This is a genomic window from Micromonospora sp. NPDC049359 (genome assembly GCF_044466585.1).
Lineage (GTDB): Bacteria > Actinomycetota > Actinomycetes > Mycobacteriales > Micromonosporaceae > Micromonospora.
On record NZ_JBITMW010000005.1, the window covers coordinates 331,552 to 347,319 of the forward strand.

Sequence of the window (15,768 nt, forward strand, 5' to 3'; positions counted from 1 at the left end):
CGCTGCGGGTCACCGGATCTCGTTGCCGGGGTGGTCGCTGTCGTACGCCTGACGGGCTTCGGCGATGACGTCGCGGTGTGCCAGCGACCAGTCGGCGAGGGCCTTGACGAGATGGGTGAGGCTGGTGCCGGTTTCGGTGAGGCGGTAGTCGACCTGGGCGGGCACGCTCGGGTAAACGGTCCGAAGGACGAGGCCGTCTCGTTCCAGGCGGCGCACCGTGAGGGTCAGCATGCGCTGGGAGATCCCATGGATGGCGCGCTGGAGTTGGCGGAAGCGTCGCGGCCCGGCGGCGAGTTCGACGATCACGAGTACGGACCACTTGTCGCCCACCCGGTCAAGAACGTCTCGGATGCCGCAGTCCGGGTGTTCCGGCTGTCCGCACGGTTCGAGCTCGGCGGCTTCCGCGGTTACCTCGGTGTGCGCTGGTGACACGAGACTGCCTCCTTGTGGCCCGCCGGGCGTGGGTCCAGGCTGCCCGGTAGTTACTGAAGAGAACCACGGCAGGAGACCGAGCCGCAATGATCATGCTTACCGGCGCCAACGGGCAGCTCGCCTCGCGCACCCTCGCAGAGCTGGCCCAGCGAGGGACACCCGCCCTGGCGGCAAGTCGCACTCCCACTGGCGCACAGCGCCACCTCGACTTCGACGATCCCGCGACCCTCGACCTCACCGGGGTTTCGACCCTGGTCCTGATCTCAGCCGGGTATGCCGAGGACGACACAGTCATCGCGCGTCACCGAGCCCTCCTCGACGCCGCCCGGCGCGACGGAGTGGCGCACGTGACGTACACCAGCCTGACCAGCGCCGGGGACCATCTCGGGTTCGCGCTGGCCCACCGGGCTACCGAGCACCTGATCACGACCAGCGGGCTCGCCTGGACGATCCTGCGGAACGGGCTGTACGCCGAACTCTTCGGGGCCCTGCTCACGTGGACGCCCGACGGCCTGGAGTCGGCGTTCGGGACCGGCGCGCTCGCCGCGGTGGCGCGGGCCGACCTGGCCGCTGCCGCAGCCGTCGTCGCCAGCGAGCCCAGCGCCCACGCCGGAAAGGTGTACGACCTGGTCGGAACCCCGATCACCGCCGGCGACATCGCCGATCGTCTCGGCGTCGCGCACCGCACGATCGATCTTGGCGAGTACCGCGCCCGCCTGCTCGGCAACGCCATCCTGCTGCCGTACCAGCCGCCGATGCTCGCCTCGATCGCCAGCAGTGTCCGCCACGGGTTTCTCCACCACACCGGTCCTGACCTCGGGCGCCTGCTGGATCGACCGCTCACGGATCCCCTCGCCGCCGCCGCCGATGTCACAGCCGCCGCGCGTTGACAGAACCTGCTCCGCCCGGTCCTGAGGCTCGACAGCTGCCAGGACGGCGGCGGTCAGGTCCCGACCGTAGAAGCTCAGTGCTCCGCCGCTCGCGGGCGAGGGGTCCGGGGCGACGCTGCGCCCCGGACCCCTGCGGCCTGCTAACGGAGTGGGACTCTCAGGTCATCCGCAGCGTTGACCGTTGAGGGTGAAGGCGGTCGGCGCCGGGTTGGTGCCGCTCCACGTCCCGTTGAAGCCGATGCTCGTGGACGCGCCGACGGCGAGTTTGCCGTTCCAGCTCATGCTGTCCGCGGTGACGCTCGTGCCGTTCTGTTTCCAGGTGGCCGACCAGCCCTGGCTGACCTTCTGGCCGGCGGTGGGGAAGTCGAAGCCGAGTTTCCACCCGTCGATCGCGGTGGTCCCGGTGTTCTTGATCGTCACGGTCGCGGTGAAGCCGCCCGGCCAACTGTTCGCGGTGTAGCCGACCGCGCAACGGGCGGTGGGCGCGGTGGGCGCGGTCCGCACGGTCAGGCCGGGCGAGGCCGCCGAGACGTTCCCCGCCGCGTCGCGGGCGGTCACCACGAAGGTGTACGGGGTGTCCGGCGTCAGCCCGGTCACGGTGTACGTGGTGCCGGTGGCGCTGCCGATCTTCACCGTGCCGGTGGTGTCGACCCGGTGCACGTCGTAGCCGGTGACGGCGGTGTCGTCGGTGGACGGCGTCCAGGCCAGCGCGATGCTGTCGCTGGTGACCGTGCCGGCGGTCGGCTTGCCCGGGGCGGTCGGCGCCTGGGTGTCGCCGGGCGCGGTGGCGCGCGGCAGCACCAGGTGGGTGATCGAGTTGGCCGGGAAGGTGGTCGTGAGGCCACCGGCGGTCACCGGCTGGTCGGCCTCCCGGACGACGCCGGCCAGGTTCGTCCCGCTGTACCGGTAGACCTGGGCGGTGCTCGCGGAGACGCCGGTGAGGGCGACCGGGCTGGTCAGGTCGTCGCCGGTCTTGTTGACGACGACCACGGTGAGCGCCTTGTCGGCGCTGCGCTCGGCGGCGTACACGGCCAGTTTGCCCTGGTCGGCGCTGGTCGCCTGGACGGAGGTGTCACCGAACGCACCGCCGGAGCCGTCGTAGTTGCGGTAGATGCGGAAGGCGTTGGCCACCGGCTGGTCGGTCGTCGGTGCGGTCCAGAGGGTCGCCAGGTCGAGTCCTTCGCGGCCGAAGATGCCGAGGACGTCGGCCTGGGCGAGAGCGCCGTTGAGCGACCCGTAGCCGCCCCAGTTGTATTCGGTCATCGCGATCTTCGTGCCCGGGTAGTGCTGGTCGACCAGCTCGCGCAGGCGCGGGATGTACCGGACCGGCTGGTTGATCCAGCTCTCGTCCACGTAGGTCGGGTCCCAGAGTTGGCGGGTCGAGCGCAGTCGCAGCGCCTGGGTGTTGGCGTCGCCGGCCGCGTCGCCGAGCACGCCGGACTGCTGCGGGTAGAGGTGGACGTCGAAGTAGTCGAGGATGCGGGTGCCGTGCTGCTGCTCGTACTCGCGCATCCGGTCGAGGTACCACGGGCCGAGGTCCTGCCCGCCGTGCGCGGCCTTGTCCGGCGGGTTCGACCAGCAGCCGGTGCGCGAGCAGGTGTCCTGGTCGAGGCCCGAGTAGATGATCGAGTTCAGGCCCCAGCCGACGGGACCGAGCGTCTTCGCGCCGGGGTCGGCGGCCTTGATCGCGGCGGCGTACTCGTAGGTGCGGTCGCGTAGCTCGTCGTAGCCCAGCCCGGTCGGGCGGACGTCGCGGTGGGTGGAGTGCCACAGATCCGGCTCGTTGTCCAGGTTGTAGAACTGGACCCCTCCGTCGGCGGCGGCCCCGAACTGCTCCTTGAGGTGGTTGACGAAGTCGGTGGCGTACTCCGGGCCGACGGCGGTGCTGGTGTCCTCCGGATCGTTGCCGGTGATCAGTGACCCGTCCGGCTTCTTGCCGTTGCCGCAGTCCGGTGCCCAGGGATCGGTGGACTCCTGCGGGCCGTACTTGGCGACGCTGAAGCCACAGGCCCGCGTCCGGTCCTTGGCGATCCAGCCGAGCATCGGCATCGTCATGACCGTGGCGGCCCCGGTGGCCTTGTTCTGCCGCACGAACCGGTCGCTCTCCGAGCCCTTCGGGAGGTCCCCGGGACTCGGGTTGTCGTTGGGGATGTTCTCGAAGTACCAGTCCGCCGCGCGGTTGGTGGTGTCGGCGCGGAAGTTGTAACGGGTGGTGGCGTTGCCGCCGTAGCGGTGCACCGGCAGCCGCAGGTCGCGGGCGAGGGCCTCGTCCGCGAAGTTCATCCCGTAGATGTACGGGCTGATCTGGTGCCGGGCGGCGGTGGTGTCCACGGCCAGTGCCGGGCCAGCCGCGGCCAGGGCGGGCGCGGGCAGGGCCAGACCGCCGAGGGCCGTGGCGAGCACGACCGGAAGTAGAGCTGTGTGGGGACGCACGAGCATTCCTTTCGAATAGGAGCCCGTCGATGGGAGCGCTGCCACAGCGTCGCGCCTTCGTGCCTCCGAGTCAATTCGACGGCCGGGAGCGCCTTCGACGCCGAAGGGCTCCCGGCTGGGTCGGTGCTACTGCTCGCCGCCCACCAGGCTGGGCGAGTCACCCTCGCCCGACACCCTCGCGCTCACGAGCGAGGTGAGCACCGACAGCACCGCGGCGCCGGACGCGATGCCACCCGCTGCCGCCCAGTCCGCCTGCCACGCGTTGAACACCACGTCGGCCCCCCAGTAGAGGAGCAGACCCTGCGCGGCGCTCTTCACCGCCCGCTCGGCGGTGGCCTTCCAGAATCTCGTGGTGAACATGTCCGTACCTCCAGAGCCAGGTTCGTGGAATGGTCCATGAGCCAAGAATGCCTGGTCAGGAGGGGTGGATGCTCGTCGCGTTTCAGCTGTTGCCGGCGGCCCGGCTCGGTCAGAGCTCGCCACCGCCGGTGGGCGCCACCGGGACGGCCGCAACGGCCAGCTTGGCCCGGGGCCGGTCGGCGTCCGGATGCCGCAGCTCGTCGAAGATGGTCAGCGCCTCCCGCCACGCCCGGCGCGCGGCGTCGAGGTCACCGGCGGCCCGCAGACTGTCACCCAGGTTGTCCAGCACCTCCGCCTCGTCGTACCGGTCGCCGAGTTCGCGGTGCAGTGCCAGCGCCCGCCGGTAGCAGTCCGCGGCCTCGTCGTGGTCGCCGAGGCCGTGCCGGACGTACCCGAGGCTGTCCCAGGTCAGCGCCGCGCCGTGCCGGTCGCCGGTCTCCTCGTGCAGCCGCAGGGCCGCCTGGCAGCACTGCAACGCCGGCCCCGGCTCGCCGAGCCGGGCGTGCATCCAGCCCAGATTGTTGAGCGCCTTGGCCTGTCCGACCCGGTAGTCGGCGGCCCGGTAGAGGTCGAGGGCCAGCCGGGTCTCGTCCAGGGCCGACCGCAGCCGGCCCTGCCGGGCCAGCACCCAGCTCACCCCGAGGTGCGTGTGCGCCCGTCCGGTGTCGTCGCCCAGCTCGCGGTACAGCTCCAGGTCGCGTCGGTAGTGCCGGTGCGCCGCCTCGTGATCGCCCGACCAGGTGCAGGCGATGGCGAGGCCGCGGTGCGCCAGGGCCTGACCGGCCAGATCACCCCGACGCCGCGCCGCCGCCAGCGCGGTCCGCTGGGCGGCGGCGAGCTCCGGCCAGTGCCCGCTGCGATCGAGGTACGTGGTGAGGGCCGCCGCCAGCGTCCACGCGTGCCGGTCCAGGCCGGCGGCTGCCGCCTGTTCCACACACGCCAACAGGACGTGGTGCTCGGCGGCGAACCACGCCGACGCCCACCCGTGCTCCGGGCGGTCGCCCACGGTCACCCCCGTCGCCGGCGGCGGCAGCGCGGCCGGTCGCGCCAACCGGTACGGGTCGAGCAGGTGGTCCGCCGCGTGCGAGGCGTGCAGGTAGTGGTCGAACAGGCGGCGTCGGGCGGCCTCCCGCTCGACCGAGGGGTCGGTGTCGTGGCACAGCTCAGCGGCGTACGCGCGCAGCAGGTCGTGCATCGCGTACCGGCCGGCGGTGCGCTCGGTGAGCAGATTCGCGCGGGTGAGGTCGGCCAGCAGCGGACCGACCCGAGCCGGCGGCAGACCGGCGAGGCTGGCCACCGCCGTCCGTCCGGCGTCGGGGCCGGGGTGCAGCCCGAGCAGTCGGAACAACCGGGCCGAGTCGGCGTCCAGGGCCCGGTACGACCAGGAGAAGACCGCCCGCACGTCGGTCATCGGATCGCCGGTGGCCAGTGGGCTGAGCCGGTCCGGGCCGCTGTCCCGCAGTTCGGTCGCGAGCACCGCCAGCGGCACGTCCGGTTGCCCGACCGCGCGGGCCGCGACGACGGCCAGGGCCAACGGCAGGCCGGCGCAGCACCGGACGATCTCGTCCAACGCCGTCTCTTCCCGCCGGGCCCGGCCGCGACCGAGCCGAGCGATCAGCAGCTCCCGCGCCTCGGCCGGTGCGAGCAGGTCCAGCATCACCGGGTGGGCTCCGGCGTTGACCACCAGGCCGGTGAGCCGGTTACGGCTGGTCACCACGACCAGGCTGCCCGGGGATCCCGGCAACAGGGGCCGTACCTGCTCGTCGTCGCGGGCATTGTCGAGCAGCACCAGGACCCGGCGGTGGGCGAGCAGCGTCCGGAACAGGGCGGCCTGCCCGGCCAGGTCGGTGGGTACGCGCTGAGGCGGCACGTGCAGCGCCTCCAGGAAGCCGCGCAGCGCCTCGCCCGGTGACACGGCCCGACCGTCGAGGTCGAACCCGCGCAGGTTGACGTAGAGCTGCCCATCCGGGTAGCGGTGCGCGACCTGGTGGGCCCAGCGCACCGCGAGGGTGGTCTTGCCGACCCCGGCCGTGCCGGCGATCGCGGAGATGACCACCGCCCGGCCGAGATCGTCCTGGCCGCCGTCCCGGGCGGCCCGCGCCGCGTCGGCGGGCAGCAGTGCGTCCAGTTGGCGCAGCGCCGTGGCGCGGCCGGTGAACCAGGCGGGGTCGCCGGGGAGCTGCGCCGGAGTCGGACCGGCGGGCCCCGCGGGTGCGGGCTCGGCCGTCGTCTGCCCCCGCAGCACCCGCAGGTGGGCCTCGCGCAGCTCGGGGCCGGGATCGACGCCCAACTCGTCGACGAGACGGCGGCGGGTCTCGGCGTAGAGCCGCAGCGCGGCGGCCTGTTGGCCACAGCCGGCAAGGGCGAGCAGGTAACCGGCCACCAGCGGCTCCCGGAGCGGATGCTCGACCACCAGCGGGCGCAGGGTGTGCGCGGTGGCGGCGTACCGGCCGAGGCCGAGTTCCACGGCGGCGAGCCGCTCGTACGCGAGCAGCCGCTGCTCGTCCAGTCCGGCGGCGGCGGCGTCGACGAAGGCGCCGGCCGCGCCGGCCAGCGCCGGCCCCTGCCACAGCGCCAGGCCGTCCCGCAGCAGCCGCGCCGCCTCGGCCCGCCGACCGGCTGTCTCCTCGACGCGGGCCCGCTCGACCGCCACGCTGAACTCGGTGAGGTCCAGCTCGGTCCCGCCTACGGTGAGCCGGTAGCCGCCGCCCTGCGTCGCCAGCAGGTCGCCCGCGCCCGCCTCGCGCAGGGCCGCCCGGATCCGGGAGACGCAGACCTGCACCTGCGTCCGTGCGCTGGCCGGCGGGTCATCGGCCCAGAGCGCCGACACGACCTGCCCGAGAGGTACCAACCGGTCCGCGTTGAGGAGCAGCAGCGCGAGCACCGCGCGTTGCTGGGGGCGGTCGATGGGGAGGACGCGCCCGCCGGCGGTCACCTGGACGGGGCCGAGGACTGACCACCGCATGGCTTTCCTCGTCAGTCGTGATGGGACGACCACAGTCTATGGACGGCGGGACCCGTGCGGCCGGCGCCAAGCGGTCGGATAGCGGACGCCAAGCGGCCTCGCCCAGGCTCTCCTCAGCCGCCGGATCCGCAGGTCCGGGGGGAGGCGGGCCGGCTCGTCCGGCCATTGTGGACAAGGGGAGCGACATGCGGGTAACCAGGGGACGGGGCGTGCTGACGGCAGTTGTGTCGACGGCTGCCGTGGTGGCGGGCATGGCCTGGGCGGCACCGGCCTGGGCGGTGCCGGCCGGGTTGGAGACGGTCACCCATTCGGCGGCCGAGAGCAGCGCGGACAAGTCGGCGCTGGCGTCCTGCCCGGCCGGCAAGGTGGTCACCGGGGGTGGCGGCTTCCTGATCGCCGGCTCGTCGGCCGCCGGGCGGGTCGGGCTGGACCGGTTGGAGCCGCTGGCGAACGGCACCGGGTTCTTCGTGACCATGCGGGAGGCAGGCCCGGCCAACTTCGCCGGCGACTGGGCGTTGCAGGCCGTCGCCCAGTGCGCCACGACGCCGGCCGGATACCAGGTGGTGGCCACGACCGGAGCGGTCGGAACGGAGTACGTCACCGCGAGCTGCGGGACGAAGAAGGTCATCGGCATGGGTGGGCGGGTCAACAGCGGCCTGGGTGACGTGGTGCTCGACCAGGTCGTGCCGTCGTTCGACCTGACCTCGGTGACCGTCCGGGCGGTCGCGGTGCAGGGCACCTCGCCGGCCGGCTGGAGCGCCACCTCGATCGCCGTCTGCGCCAACGCGCCCGCCGGGCTGGAGCGGGTCGCGTTGACCGGGACGAGCGCGAGCAATTCGTCGGACAACGCCGTCAAGTCGTGCCCGGCCGGCAAGGGCCTCTACAGCGCGGGCGCCGACATCAACGCCGGCAACGGCCAGGTGTTGCTGACCGCGATCAACATCACCGGGGGGAACACCGTTCGGGCACGGGCGGACGAGGACGCCGACGGCTTCGCCGGCTCGTGGAGCCTCAACGGGTACGCCATCTGCGGGAGCTGATTCGCCGACCGGGGCCGCCACTGGCGGCCCCGGTCGCCGGTCCGCGTGGGCAATATGATCCTCATCAGGTGACGACCAGGGGAGCGGAGCTCATGAGGTTTCTTCTCACGTCCGGGGGCATCAGTAACCCGAGCATCTCCGACGCGCTCGTCGACCTGCTGGGCAAGCCGATCGCCGAGTCCACGGCCCTGTTCATCCCGACCGGCGTTCACCCCTTCCCCGGTGGCGCCGAGAAAGCGTGGAAGGCGGTCCACGGCCACGCGTCGATCCCGCTGACCCAACTGGGTTGGAAGTCCCTGGGGATGTTGGAACTCACGGCGCTGCCGACCATTCGGCAGGAGAACTGGATCCCGGCGGTCCGAGAGGCCGACGCCCTCCTCGTCTGGGGCGGCGACGTGCTGTACCTGACCTACTGGCTGCGCCAGTCGGGCCTGGCCGACCTCCTGCCGTCGTTGAGTGACACGGTCTATGTGGGGGTCAGCGCCGGGAGCATCGCGGTCACCCCGTACAACTGCGACGCCGAGTTCGACAGTCAGTTCGTTCCGGACGGCAGCGACATGGCGCAGGGCGCCGACCGGGCGCTGGGCCTGGTGGACTTCACGCTGTACCCCCACCTCGATCATCCGGACATGCCGGACACCACACTGTCCAGCATCGAGAAGTGGGCAGCCGGCATTCCGGTCCCGACCTACGCCATCGACGACAACACCGCCATCAGGGTGGTCGACGGGGCCGTCGACGTCATCTCCGAAGGCCACTGGAGACTGCTCAACGGCGGCGCCAGGTCGTGACGATTCGGCCGCGCAGACCGGCCGATCACCGCGCCCGGGACGGGAGGCGGACGATGCTCAGGATGCCGGTGGGTCGGCGCTGATGCGCGCGAGGGTGCGTCGGCCGATCAGGCTCATCGTCGGGTTGGTCCGGTGGTAGTACCAGACCAGTCCCATCGCCTGCTGGAAGGCCCACGCCCTACCGCGCTCCCACTCGAGATCGTCGCAGTCGAGTCGCTTCCGGAACGCCTGGCGTGGCTCCCGATCCAGCAGGTGCCAGGCGCCGACGAGGTCGAGGGCAGGATCGGCCGGGCCCAGCCCACCCACGTCGAGAACCCCGGCCAGCCGCCCGTCGGAGACAAGGACGTTTCCGGGTATGAGATCGCCGTGGTTCATCGTGTCCGGGGCCTCGCCCCGCGGCAGTTCCCTCATCACCTCCCAGAACCGGCGGAGCGGCGGAACGTCCAGCAACGTTTCGCTGTGCCGGAAGCAGTCCTTCAGGTAGTCGTCGTGTGCGGGTAGCTCGCCACCGCGACCCTGGCCGGTGAACGTGCGGCCGCCTGTGTCGATGGCTCGCACGCCGTCGACGAACTCGGCGAGATCGTGCGCGAACGCGACCGAGTCGCCGGGGTCGTCATCGGTGGCAACAACTCCGGGTATCCACGTCTGGACCGACCAGGGAAGCGGGTAGCCGGCACCCGGTTCACCGATGTCGACCGGCTCCGGAGTGGGAAATCGCGTACGCCCCAACAGCTCTCGGGCCGCTTCCGCCTCGCGTTCCAGCCAGGCCTGTGCCACGTCGACCTCCTGAGGCTGGAGGGGGAATCGGGCCGTCAACCGCTCCCCGACACGGACGATGGCATTGACCGTCCCCTGCGAGGCGACGCGCTGGAGAGCCAGGCCCCGCCACTCGGGGAACTGCGTGTCCACCAACTGCTGCACCACGTCGAGTGAGACCGTGAGCTGGCCCTCGTGCATCGGCACATCGGGCGACAGGGGAGCGGCTGGCACGACAATCATCCTTCGTCAGGTTATCGAGGCGGCTGAGCCTAGCGGCGGGCGGCGCAGTTGCGGCGCTCTCGGCGTATCGATGGCCATTTGCGGCGTCCGGTCACACTGCCGGTATGCGGCGGGGACATTGGGAGAGCGCCCTGGTGGTGGCCCTCTGCGTCCTGCTCTCGGTGGCCGTCGGCGGTTGGCTGGGCTGGCGGAGTACGACGGTCGATCCGCCTGCGCCTCCCGCGGTCTGCCCGCTCATCCGGTCGGAGGTGCTCGATCGTCTCGTTCCCGGGCACGGTACCCCTGAGGCGGCCGAGCAGAACGAGTCGGCCATGCGCTCGAACTACTGCTGGGTCAAGAGCATGTCCGGGACCCAGGCCCCACGTACCTCGTTGTGGGTGTCACTCGGACGGTACGGCCGATACGAAGGCCGCGGTCCGCGTTGCCTGGACCGTGGTGGACTGCAGCCGGCCTCGAACAGAAGGAATCAACCGTTCGCGCTCGGAGACCGTGCCCTCTACTACCTCTCGGGTGACAGCGAGACCGGTCGGCGTATCCACTTCTCGGTGTGTCTCGGCACCCACGGGGTGCTCGTCGACTACGAGGCCACCGGCGTCGCCGATCCGGCGGTGGTCGAGTCAGCCGCCACCGTTGCCCAGGAGGTGCTGTCGTGGCTTTGATCGGGCCTCCGATCTGGGTATTCCGGCGCAAGAACCTGCAGCCGCCCCCGCGCGCTGACCATCGGGTGTCACCGTGGCGGTGGCTGCTCGTTGCTGGGGCGGTGGCGCTCGTGATTGCCGTCGGCGTCCTCGCCTGGCGGGTGAGCCGGCTGGCGGCGCCCACACTCGTCAACTGGCAGATCACCGTCGTCGACGAGACGGGCGACGCTCCGCCGCTACCGGACCTGCCGGCAGATCCGTTCCCGCGCTGATGGCCATTTCCGCGCACCTGGCCCGGCTGCGGGCCGTGATCGGCCCCGAGCTGATCCAGCTGCCGTCGGTGTCGGTCCTCGTCGTCGACGAGCACGGGCGGCTCCTGCTGGTACGACACACCGGAAGCCCGGACAGGTGGGGTGTGCCCGGTGGCGCGGTCGAGATCGGCGAATCACCGGCCCAGGCGGCCGTGCGTGAGGTCCGTGAGGAGATCGGCGTCCAGATCGGCCGGCTGCGGCTGCTGGACGTGCTGGGCGGTACGGACTACGAGGTCACCTACTCAAACGGTGACCAGGTCGCGTACGTCACCGCCGTCTACGAGGCGGTGATCGTCGACGGGACGCCCGCCCCGGACCAGGAGGAGATCTGCGAACTGGACTGGTTCACCCCGGCGCGGCTACGAAGTGTCGGCCTCAACCGGTTCACCCGGGCGCTGCTGGGGGCAACCGGCCACCTCGCGAGCTGACGGCGGTCGGTCTGCCCTAGGGCGTGTGTCAAAGCCCTTGGCCGGCCTGCGGCGGGCCCAGCCGACGGCCGGCGGCGTTGGAGATGGGCCCGGATACAACACCGGTATCCGAGCCCATCTCCGCCTTGCCGGACCGCCGCCTGGACTCCGCCTCGGCTCGACCCAGGACTTTGACACACGCCCTATCGGGACAGCGGATCGGCCGTTTCGTCGCTACGGTCACCAGGGTGACCAGTTCTGAGCCGCAGGTGGTCGGCGTCGTGCACCAGGCTTCCGAATCGACGGTCCGGCTGCGTCCGGTGACCGAGGACGACTTGGAGATGTTGCGCCGGTTCGCGGTCGAACCCGGGCTGATCGGCCTCGACTGGGCTGGTTTTCGGGACGCCGCCGCGCCGGCCCGTCGCTTCGCCGAGGACGGCTACCTCGGCGAGCGGACCGGTGGCCTGGTCGTGCAGGTCGAGCCGGCGACCGACTCGCGGGCGGGTTACCTCAGCTACCTCCAGCGCCAGTACGGAGGTCGGGCGCCCTACTGGGAGATCGGCATCGTGCTGCTGCCCGAGTGGCGCGGTCAGGGCATCGGCTGGCGGGCCCAGGCGCTGCTCTGCGACTACCTGTTCAGCCACACGCCGGCGCAGCGCATCCAGGCCAGCACCCACGCCGAGAACGTCGCCGAGCAGCGGTCGCTGGAGAAGGCCGGCTTCCAGTTGGAGGGGGTCGTACGGGCCTGTGAGTTCCGGGCCGGCGCCTGGCGGGACGGCTGGCTCTACAGCCGGTTGCGCGACGACCCGTCACCCCTGTGAGCCTCGCCAGCGGTTATCGAGCGTGATCCCGAAATCCGCTTGTGGGCGGCTGCTGTCCCTGCCTAGCCTGCTGGCTGTGGCCCCCCTTCGTCTTCTGATCCCGCGGGTGGACCGGTGAGCGGCCGGCTTCGGGAGATCGCCCGGCAGACCGTCGCGATCGTCGAGTCGGGACGCTACCGCAATGACCACGGCGTCGAGGTCGTCGTCGGTGAGGCGGTACGCGCCGCGGTCGCCGGGACTCGTCATCACCTCCCCGACGAGGTGTTCGAGGCGCGGGACGCGGCACCCGGCGCCGCGACGATGGAGGTGACGCACGAGTCGACGTTGCAGGCGGCGTACCGGCTCGGGCCCGGCGCGGCATGCCTGGTGTTCGCGTCGGCGAAGAACCCGGGTGGCGGGTTCCTGGGCGGGGCGCAGGCGCAGGAGGAGAGCATCGCCCGCTCGTCGGCGCTCTACCCGTGTCTGCGTGCCGTGCCGGAGTTCTACGCGTTCCACCGTGCTGAGCAGGATCTGCGCTACAGCGACCGGGTCATCTACTCCCCGCTGGTGCCGGTGTTCCGGGACGACAGGGGAAACCTGCTCGAGCAGCCGTACCCGACGTCGTTCCTGACCGCCGCGGCGCCGAACCTCGGCGCGATCGTGCGCAACCAGCCGGCGCACGCGGCGGACGTGCCGGCCGTGCTGGCCCGGCGTGCGCGGCGGGTGTTGGAGGTCGCCGTCGCGCACGGACATCGCTCGATCGTGTTGGGCGCCTGGGGGTGCGGGGTGTTCCGCAACGAACCCGCTGCGGTGGCCGGCGCGTTCGCCGACGCTCTGCACGTGGTCGATCGGTTCGACCGCGTGGTGTTCGCCATCCACGACGGCCTGCCGGGCACCCCCGTGTACCACGCGTTCAGGAAACGCCTGGCGGGATCTGTCGAGGATTCGCCAACGTCGGGTTAGGTGGGTGCAGACCGCGATCACCGGAGGCAACGTGTCGGGCCGTTTCGTGTACTGGATGAACGTCTCTCTCGATCTCAGGATCGAGCATGCCCCCGGCGAGGAGGGCGCCGGGAACTGGCTGCGCATCGGCGAGCCGCTGCACCGGGAGTTCAACACCCGGGCCCGCGCGCTGACGTCGATGGTCCAGGGGCGCACGATCTACGAGACGATGGAGGGGTTCTGGCCGGCCGCGCGCACCGACGAGAAGCTGCCCGACTTCATGCGTGAGTACGGCGAGATCTGGACGACGAAGCCCAAGGTGCTGGTGTCCCGCACCCGCACCGAGGCCGGGTACAACACCCGGACCCTCGGCTCGGGCGGCGACGCCGTCGAGCTGCTCGCCAGGTACCGGGAGGAGCAGGACGGCGACATCGGTGTCGGCGGCGCGACTGTCGCCACCCAGCTGCTCCGCGCGGGGTTGCTGGACGAGCTTCTGATCTTCACACACCCCGTCGTCCTCGGTGGGGGTCGGCCACTCTTCGACGAGTTGGAGCGATCGGTGCAGCTGGACCTGATCGAGCAGGATTCCTTCGCCGAGGGCGTCACGCTGCACAGGTACGCCGTCCGCTACGCCGAGGACGCGTGATCGGGCCGCCGTGCGCCGTCCTCGACCGCGTGCACCCGATCGGTTCGGGCGACGAAGGCGGGACGGTGGGCGTTGGTGAGCCAGCGCAGCGCCCACTCGACCGGCCCGTAGCGGAACCGCCGCAGCCAGAGTGCGCTTGCCGCCAACTGGGCCGCGAACACCGCGAGGACGAAGGCGAAGAGGGCCAGGGGTGAGAACGTCCCGGCGAGGCCGAAGCCGATGCCGGTGAAGGCGATCAGGCCGACCGCCGACTGGACGAGGTAGTTGGTGAGGGCCATCCGGCCGGCCGGGGCGAGCGCCGCCCGGACCACCGACGTACGCGGGTTGTGCATGATCCGTAGCAGCGTCGCCACATAGGCGGCGGCCAGCAGCGGCGCGGTCGAAACGCTGGCCGCGACGCCGAGAGTGTTGCCGTTGCCGCCGCTGGCCGCGTAGACGGCCGCCCCGAGCAGTCCGATCGGAAAACCGATCCACTGGATCCGGCGCAGCACCGGCTCGTTGCCCCAGGTCCGGTTCAGCCATTGCCGGCGTCCGGCGACCATGCCGAGCAGGAACAATGCCAGGGCGGTCGGGCCCTGCAGGGTGACCGCCTGGAGCACCAGCAGGGGCAGGCCGGCGAGGTGCTCGCCGATGTTCGCCGTCCAACCGCCGAGCAGTGCCTGGGTTGCCTCCTCGCCGTTGGCCAGCGCCTCGGCCTCGCCGGGCAGGAACGCCGAGCGGTCCACGAGGAGCGCGCTGGCGACGAGGCTGATCAGCACGAGTGTGTAGAGCGCCGCCGCGATCCGAAGCGCCGTACGGTCGGCCACCTTGCGCAGCAGGAGCAGCGCGAGGCACGCCACCGCGTACGTGGTGAGGATGTCGCCGCCGTACAGGAACACGGTGTGCAGAGCGCCGAGGACGAAGAGGCCACCGATCCGGCGGAGCATGCGTGCTGGGAACGCCGCGCCGGCCCTGCTCGCCGCGGTCAGCTGGAGGGTGAAGCTGTATCCGAAGAGGAACGAGAACAGCACGTAGAACTTCATGTCGACGAAGACCGACGAGAACGTGCGGACGGCGTCGTCGAGGCCCGAGGCGAAGTCGGGATCCGTCACCAGGTTCCCCGGATAGCCGGAGGCCATGAAGGTGACGTTGACAGCGAATATGCCGAGGAGGGCGAACCCTCGGATCGCGTCGACGTCGTGCAGACGTCCGCCCGGTACCCGCGTGGTCATCACGATCTCCATCTCTGTATGAGCTACAGCGTATGAGATACAGAGTCCACGAGATCTAGAGTGCAGGCAAGACCCCCGGGTGAAGAGCGAGGAGAATCGGACGTGGCGCAACGGAGGCTTCCGGCAGTGGTGGCCCGGATGTGGGGTCGTGAGACCAGCTCCCGGCACGGCCCCCGGCCCAGCCTCGAACTGGGCGGCATCGTCGACGCCGCGATCCGGATCGCCGACCGTGAGGGTCTGGCCGGGGTGACGATGGGCAGCGTCGCGACCCAACTCGGGGTGGCGGCCATGTCCCTGTACCGCTACGTCGGCAGCAAGGACGAGCTGCTGGTCATGATGGCTGACGCCGCAGCGCCCGAGCCGCCCGCGCTCGACGGACGCGCCTGGCGCGACTACCTGTTCGACTGGACGCGCGCCAACCGCGACTTCCTGCTCGCCCGACCGTGGCTGCTGGCGCTCGACCAGCGCACCCCGCCCACCGGGCCCCGGTTGCTGCGCTGGCTGGACCGCGCGCTCGCCGCGCTCGCCGGCACCGGGCTCGCCTACGGTGCACGGATCAACATCGCCACCGTTCTCAGTGGTTACGCTACCCAGCAGGCGGCCCTGACCCACGCGCTGAGCGCCGGTCCGGCCGCCACCGACGACTCGATCGCCGGGCTGGCCGAGTACGGCGAGATCCTCGGGCAGGTACTCGACGCGGACGGCTACCCGGAGCTCACCTCGGCCATTGGCGCGAGTGCACTGGGCGGCACCGAGGAGTGGATCGACGACGCCGACTTCACCTTCGGGCTCGGCCTGCTCCTGGACGGCATCGAAGCGCTCGTCGGCCGCAGTGTCCGCGACTAGTGCCTGTTTCACCAGAACTCGGACGACACCCGGCGGCGTTGCGGACGCGCGGCCGGA

17 protein-coding genes are annotated in these 15,768 nt (G+C 71.4%); 11 read left to right on the plus strand and 6 right to left on the minus strand.

The window, feature by feature from the left end:
• Positions 1 to 9: 9 nt before the first annotated feature.
• Entirely contained in the window at positions 10 to 330 is a 321-nt protein-coding gene (locus ACIBTX_RS15125) for a helix-turn-helix domain-containing protein (protein ID WP_357123422.1), read from the minus strand.
• Between ACIBTX_RS15125 and ACIBTX_RS15130 the strand changes: the two genes are divergently transcribed.
• Positions 247 to 429 carry a hypothetical protein gene (locus ACIBTX_RS15130; RefSeq protein WP_357123425.1) on the plus strand — a complete coding sequence of 61 codons (183 nt, stop codon included), beginning with the start codon at positions 247 to 249 and terminating at the stop codon, positions 427 to 429. The genes ACIBTX_RS15125 and ACIBTX_RS15130 overlap by 84 nt on opposite strands.
• 89 nt (positions 430 to 518) lie before the next feature.
• Positions 519 to 1,322 (plus strand): NAD(P)H-binding protein, encoded by an 804-nt coding sequence (locus ACIBTX_RS15135; RefSeq protein WP_357123302.1) that lies wholly within the window; start codon positions 519 to 521, stop codon positions 1,320 to 1,322.
• A 162-nt stretch (positions 1,323 to 1,484) separates the two neighbouring features.
• On the opposite strand, the gene ACIBTX_RS15140 is transcribed toward ACIBTX_RS15135, so the two are convergent.
• The 3 genes from ACIBTX_RS15140 to ACIBTX_RS15150 form a co-directional block, all read right to left on the minus strand.
• On the minus strand, positions 1,485 to 3,755 hold the full coding sequence (locus tag ACIBTX_RS15140; protein ID WP_357396844.1) for a glycoside hydrolase family 44 protein: 2,271 nt from the start codon (positions 3,753 to 3,755) through the stop codon (positions 1,485 to 1,487).
• Positions 3,756 to 3,881: 126 nt separating this feature from the next.
• Positions 3,882 to 4,115: a holin gene (locus ACIBTX_RS15145; protein ID WP_357171436.1), complete on the minus strand. Its 234-nt coding sequence runs from the start codon at positions 4,113 to 4,115 to the stop codon at positions 3,882 to 3,884.
• A 109-nt stretch (positions 4,116 to 4,224) separates the two neighbouring features.
• Entirely contained in the window at positions 4,225 to 7,080 is a 2,856-nt protein-coding gene (locus ACIBTX_RS15150) for a BTAD domain-containing putative transcriptional regulator (RefSeq protein ID WP_357171437.1), read from the minus strand.
• 209 nt (positions 7,081 to 7,289) lie between these two features.
• Here ACIBTX_RS15150 and ACIBTX_RS15155 point away from each other — a divergent pair, with 209 nt between their 5' ends.
• Positions 7,290 to 8,120, plus strand: coding sequence for a hypothetical protein (locus tag ACIBTX_RS15155; protein WP_357123311.1), 831 nt, complete (start codon positions 7,290 to 7,292; stop codon positions 8,118 to 8,120).
• Between the two features lie 92 nt (positions 8,121 to 8,212).
• Entirely contained in the window at positions 8,213 to 8,911 is a 699-nt protein-coding gene (locus ACIBTX_RS15160; protein ID WP_357171438.1) for a Type 1 glutamine amidotransferase-like domain-containing protein, read from the plus strand.
• Positions 8,912 to 8,968: 57 nt separating this feature from the next.
• On the opposite strand, the gene ACIBTX_RS15165 is transcribed toward ACIBTX_RS15160, so the two are convergent.
• On the minus strand, positions 8,969 to 9,901 hold the full coding sequence (locus ACIBTX_RS15165) for an aminoglycoside phosphotransferase family protein (protein WP_357171439.1): 933 nt from the start codon (positions 9,899 to 9,901) through the stop codon (positions 8,969 to 8,971).
• 113 nt (positions 9,902 to 10,014) lie between these two features.
• Here ACIBTX_RS15165 and ACIBTX_RS15170 point away from each other — a divergent pair, with 113 nt between their 5' ends.
• The 6 genes from ACIBTX_RS15170 to ACIBTX_RS15195 all read left to right on the plus strand — a co-directional run bounded on the left by ACIBTX_RS15170 (position 10,015) and on the right by ACIBTX_RS15195 (position 13,654).
• The gene (locus ACIBTX_RS15170) at positions 10,015 to 10,569 is read left to right on the plus strand and encodes a hypothetical protein (RefSeq protein WP_357171440.1); all 555 of its coding nucleotides are present in this window, start codon (positions 10,015 to 10,017) and stop codon (positions 10,567 to 10,569) included.
• 101 nt (positions 10,570 to 10,670) lie between these two features.
• Positions 10,671 to 10,820: a hypothetical protein gene (locus tag ACIBTX_RS15175; RefSeq protein ID WP_357171441.1), complete on the plus strand. Its 150-nt coding sequence runs from the start codon at positions 10,671 to 10,673 to the stop codon at positions 10,818 to 10,820.
• Positions 10,820 to 11,287 (plus strand): NUDIX domain-containing protein, encoded by a 468-nt coding sequence (locus ACIBTX_RS15180; RefSeq protein WP_357171442.1) that lies wholly within the window; start codon positions 10,820 to 10,822, stop codon positions 11,285 to 11,287. The genes ACIBTX_RS15175 and ACIBTX_RS15180 overlap by 1 nt, the downstream gene beginning before the upstream one ends.
• Before the next feature lie 227 nt (positions 11,288 to 11,514).
• The gene (locus ACIBTX_RS15185) at positions 11,515 to 12,087 is read left to right on the plus strand and encodes a GNAT family protein (protein WP_357171443.1); all 573 of its coding nucleotides are present in this window, start codon (positions 11,515 to 11,517) and stop codon (positions 12,085 to 12,087) included.
• A 114-nt stretch (positions 12,088 to 12,201) separates the two neighbouring features.
• Complete coding sequence (locus tag ACIBTX_RS15190) at positions 12,202 to 13,029, plus strand: TIGR02452 family protein (protein ID WP_357171444.1); 828 nt, start codon at positions 12,202 to 12,204, stop codon at positions 13,027 to 13,029.
• A gap of 4 nt (positions 13,030 to 13,033) precedes the next feature.
• Complete coding sequence (locus ACIBTX_RS15195; RefSeq protein ID WP_357171445.1) at positions 13,034 to 13,654, plus strand: dihydrofolate reductase family protein; 621 nt, start codon at positions 13,034 to 13,036, stop codon at positions 13,652 to 13,654.
• Here ACIBTX_RS15195 and ACIBTX_RS15200 read toward each other — a convergent pair.
• The gene (locus ACIBTX_RS15200) at positions 13,636 to 14,865 is read right to left on the minus strand and encodes a DUF418 domain-containing protein (RefSeq protein WP_357171446.1); all 1,230 of its coding nucleotides are present in this window, start codon (positions 14,863 to 14,865) and stop codon (positions 13,636 to 13,638) included. The genes ACIBTX_RS15195 and ACIBTX_RS15200 overlap by 19 nt on opposite strands.
• Positions 14,866 to 14,967: 102 nt before the next feature.
• On the opposite strand from ACIBTX_RS15200, the gene ACIBTX_RS15205 reads away from it, so the two are divergent.
• Positions 14,968 to 15,711: a TetR/AcrR family transcriptional regulator gene (locus ACIBTX_RS15205; protein ID WP_357171447.1), complete on the plus strand. Its 744-nt coding sequence runs from the start codon at positions 14,968 to 14,970 to the stop codon at positions 15,709 to 15,711.
• The last annotated feature ends 57 nt before the right edge of the window (positions 15,712 to 15,768 follow it).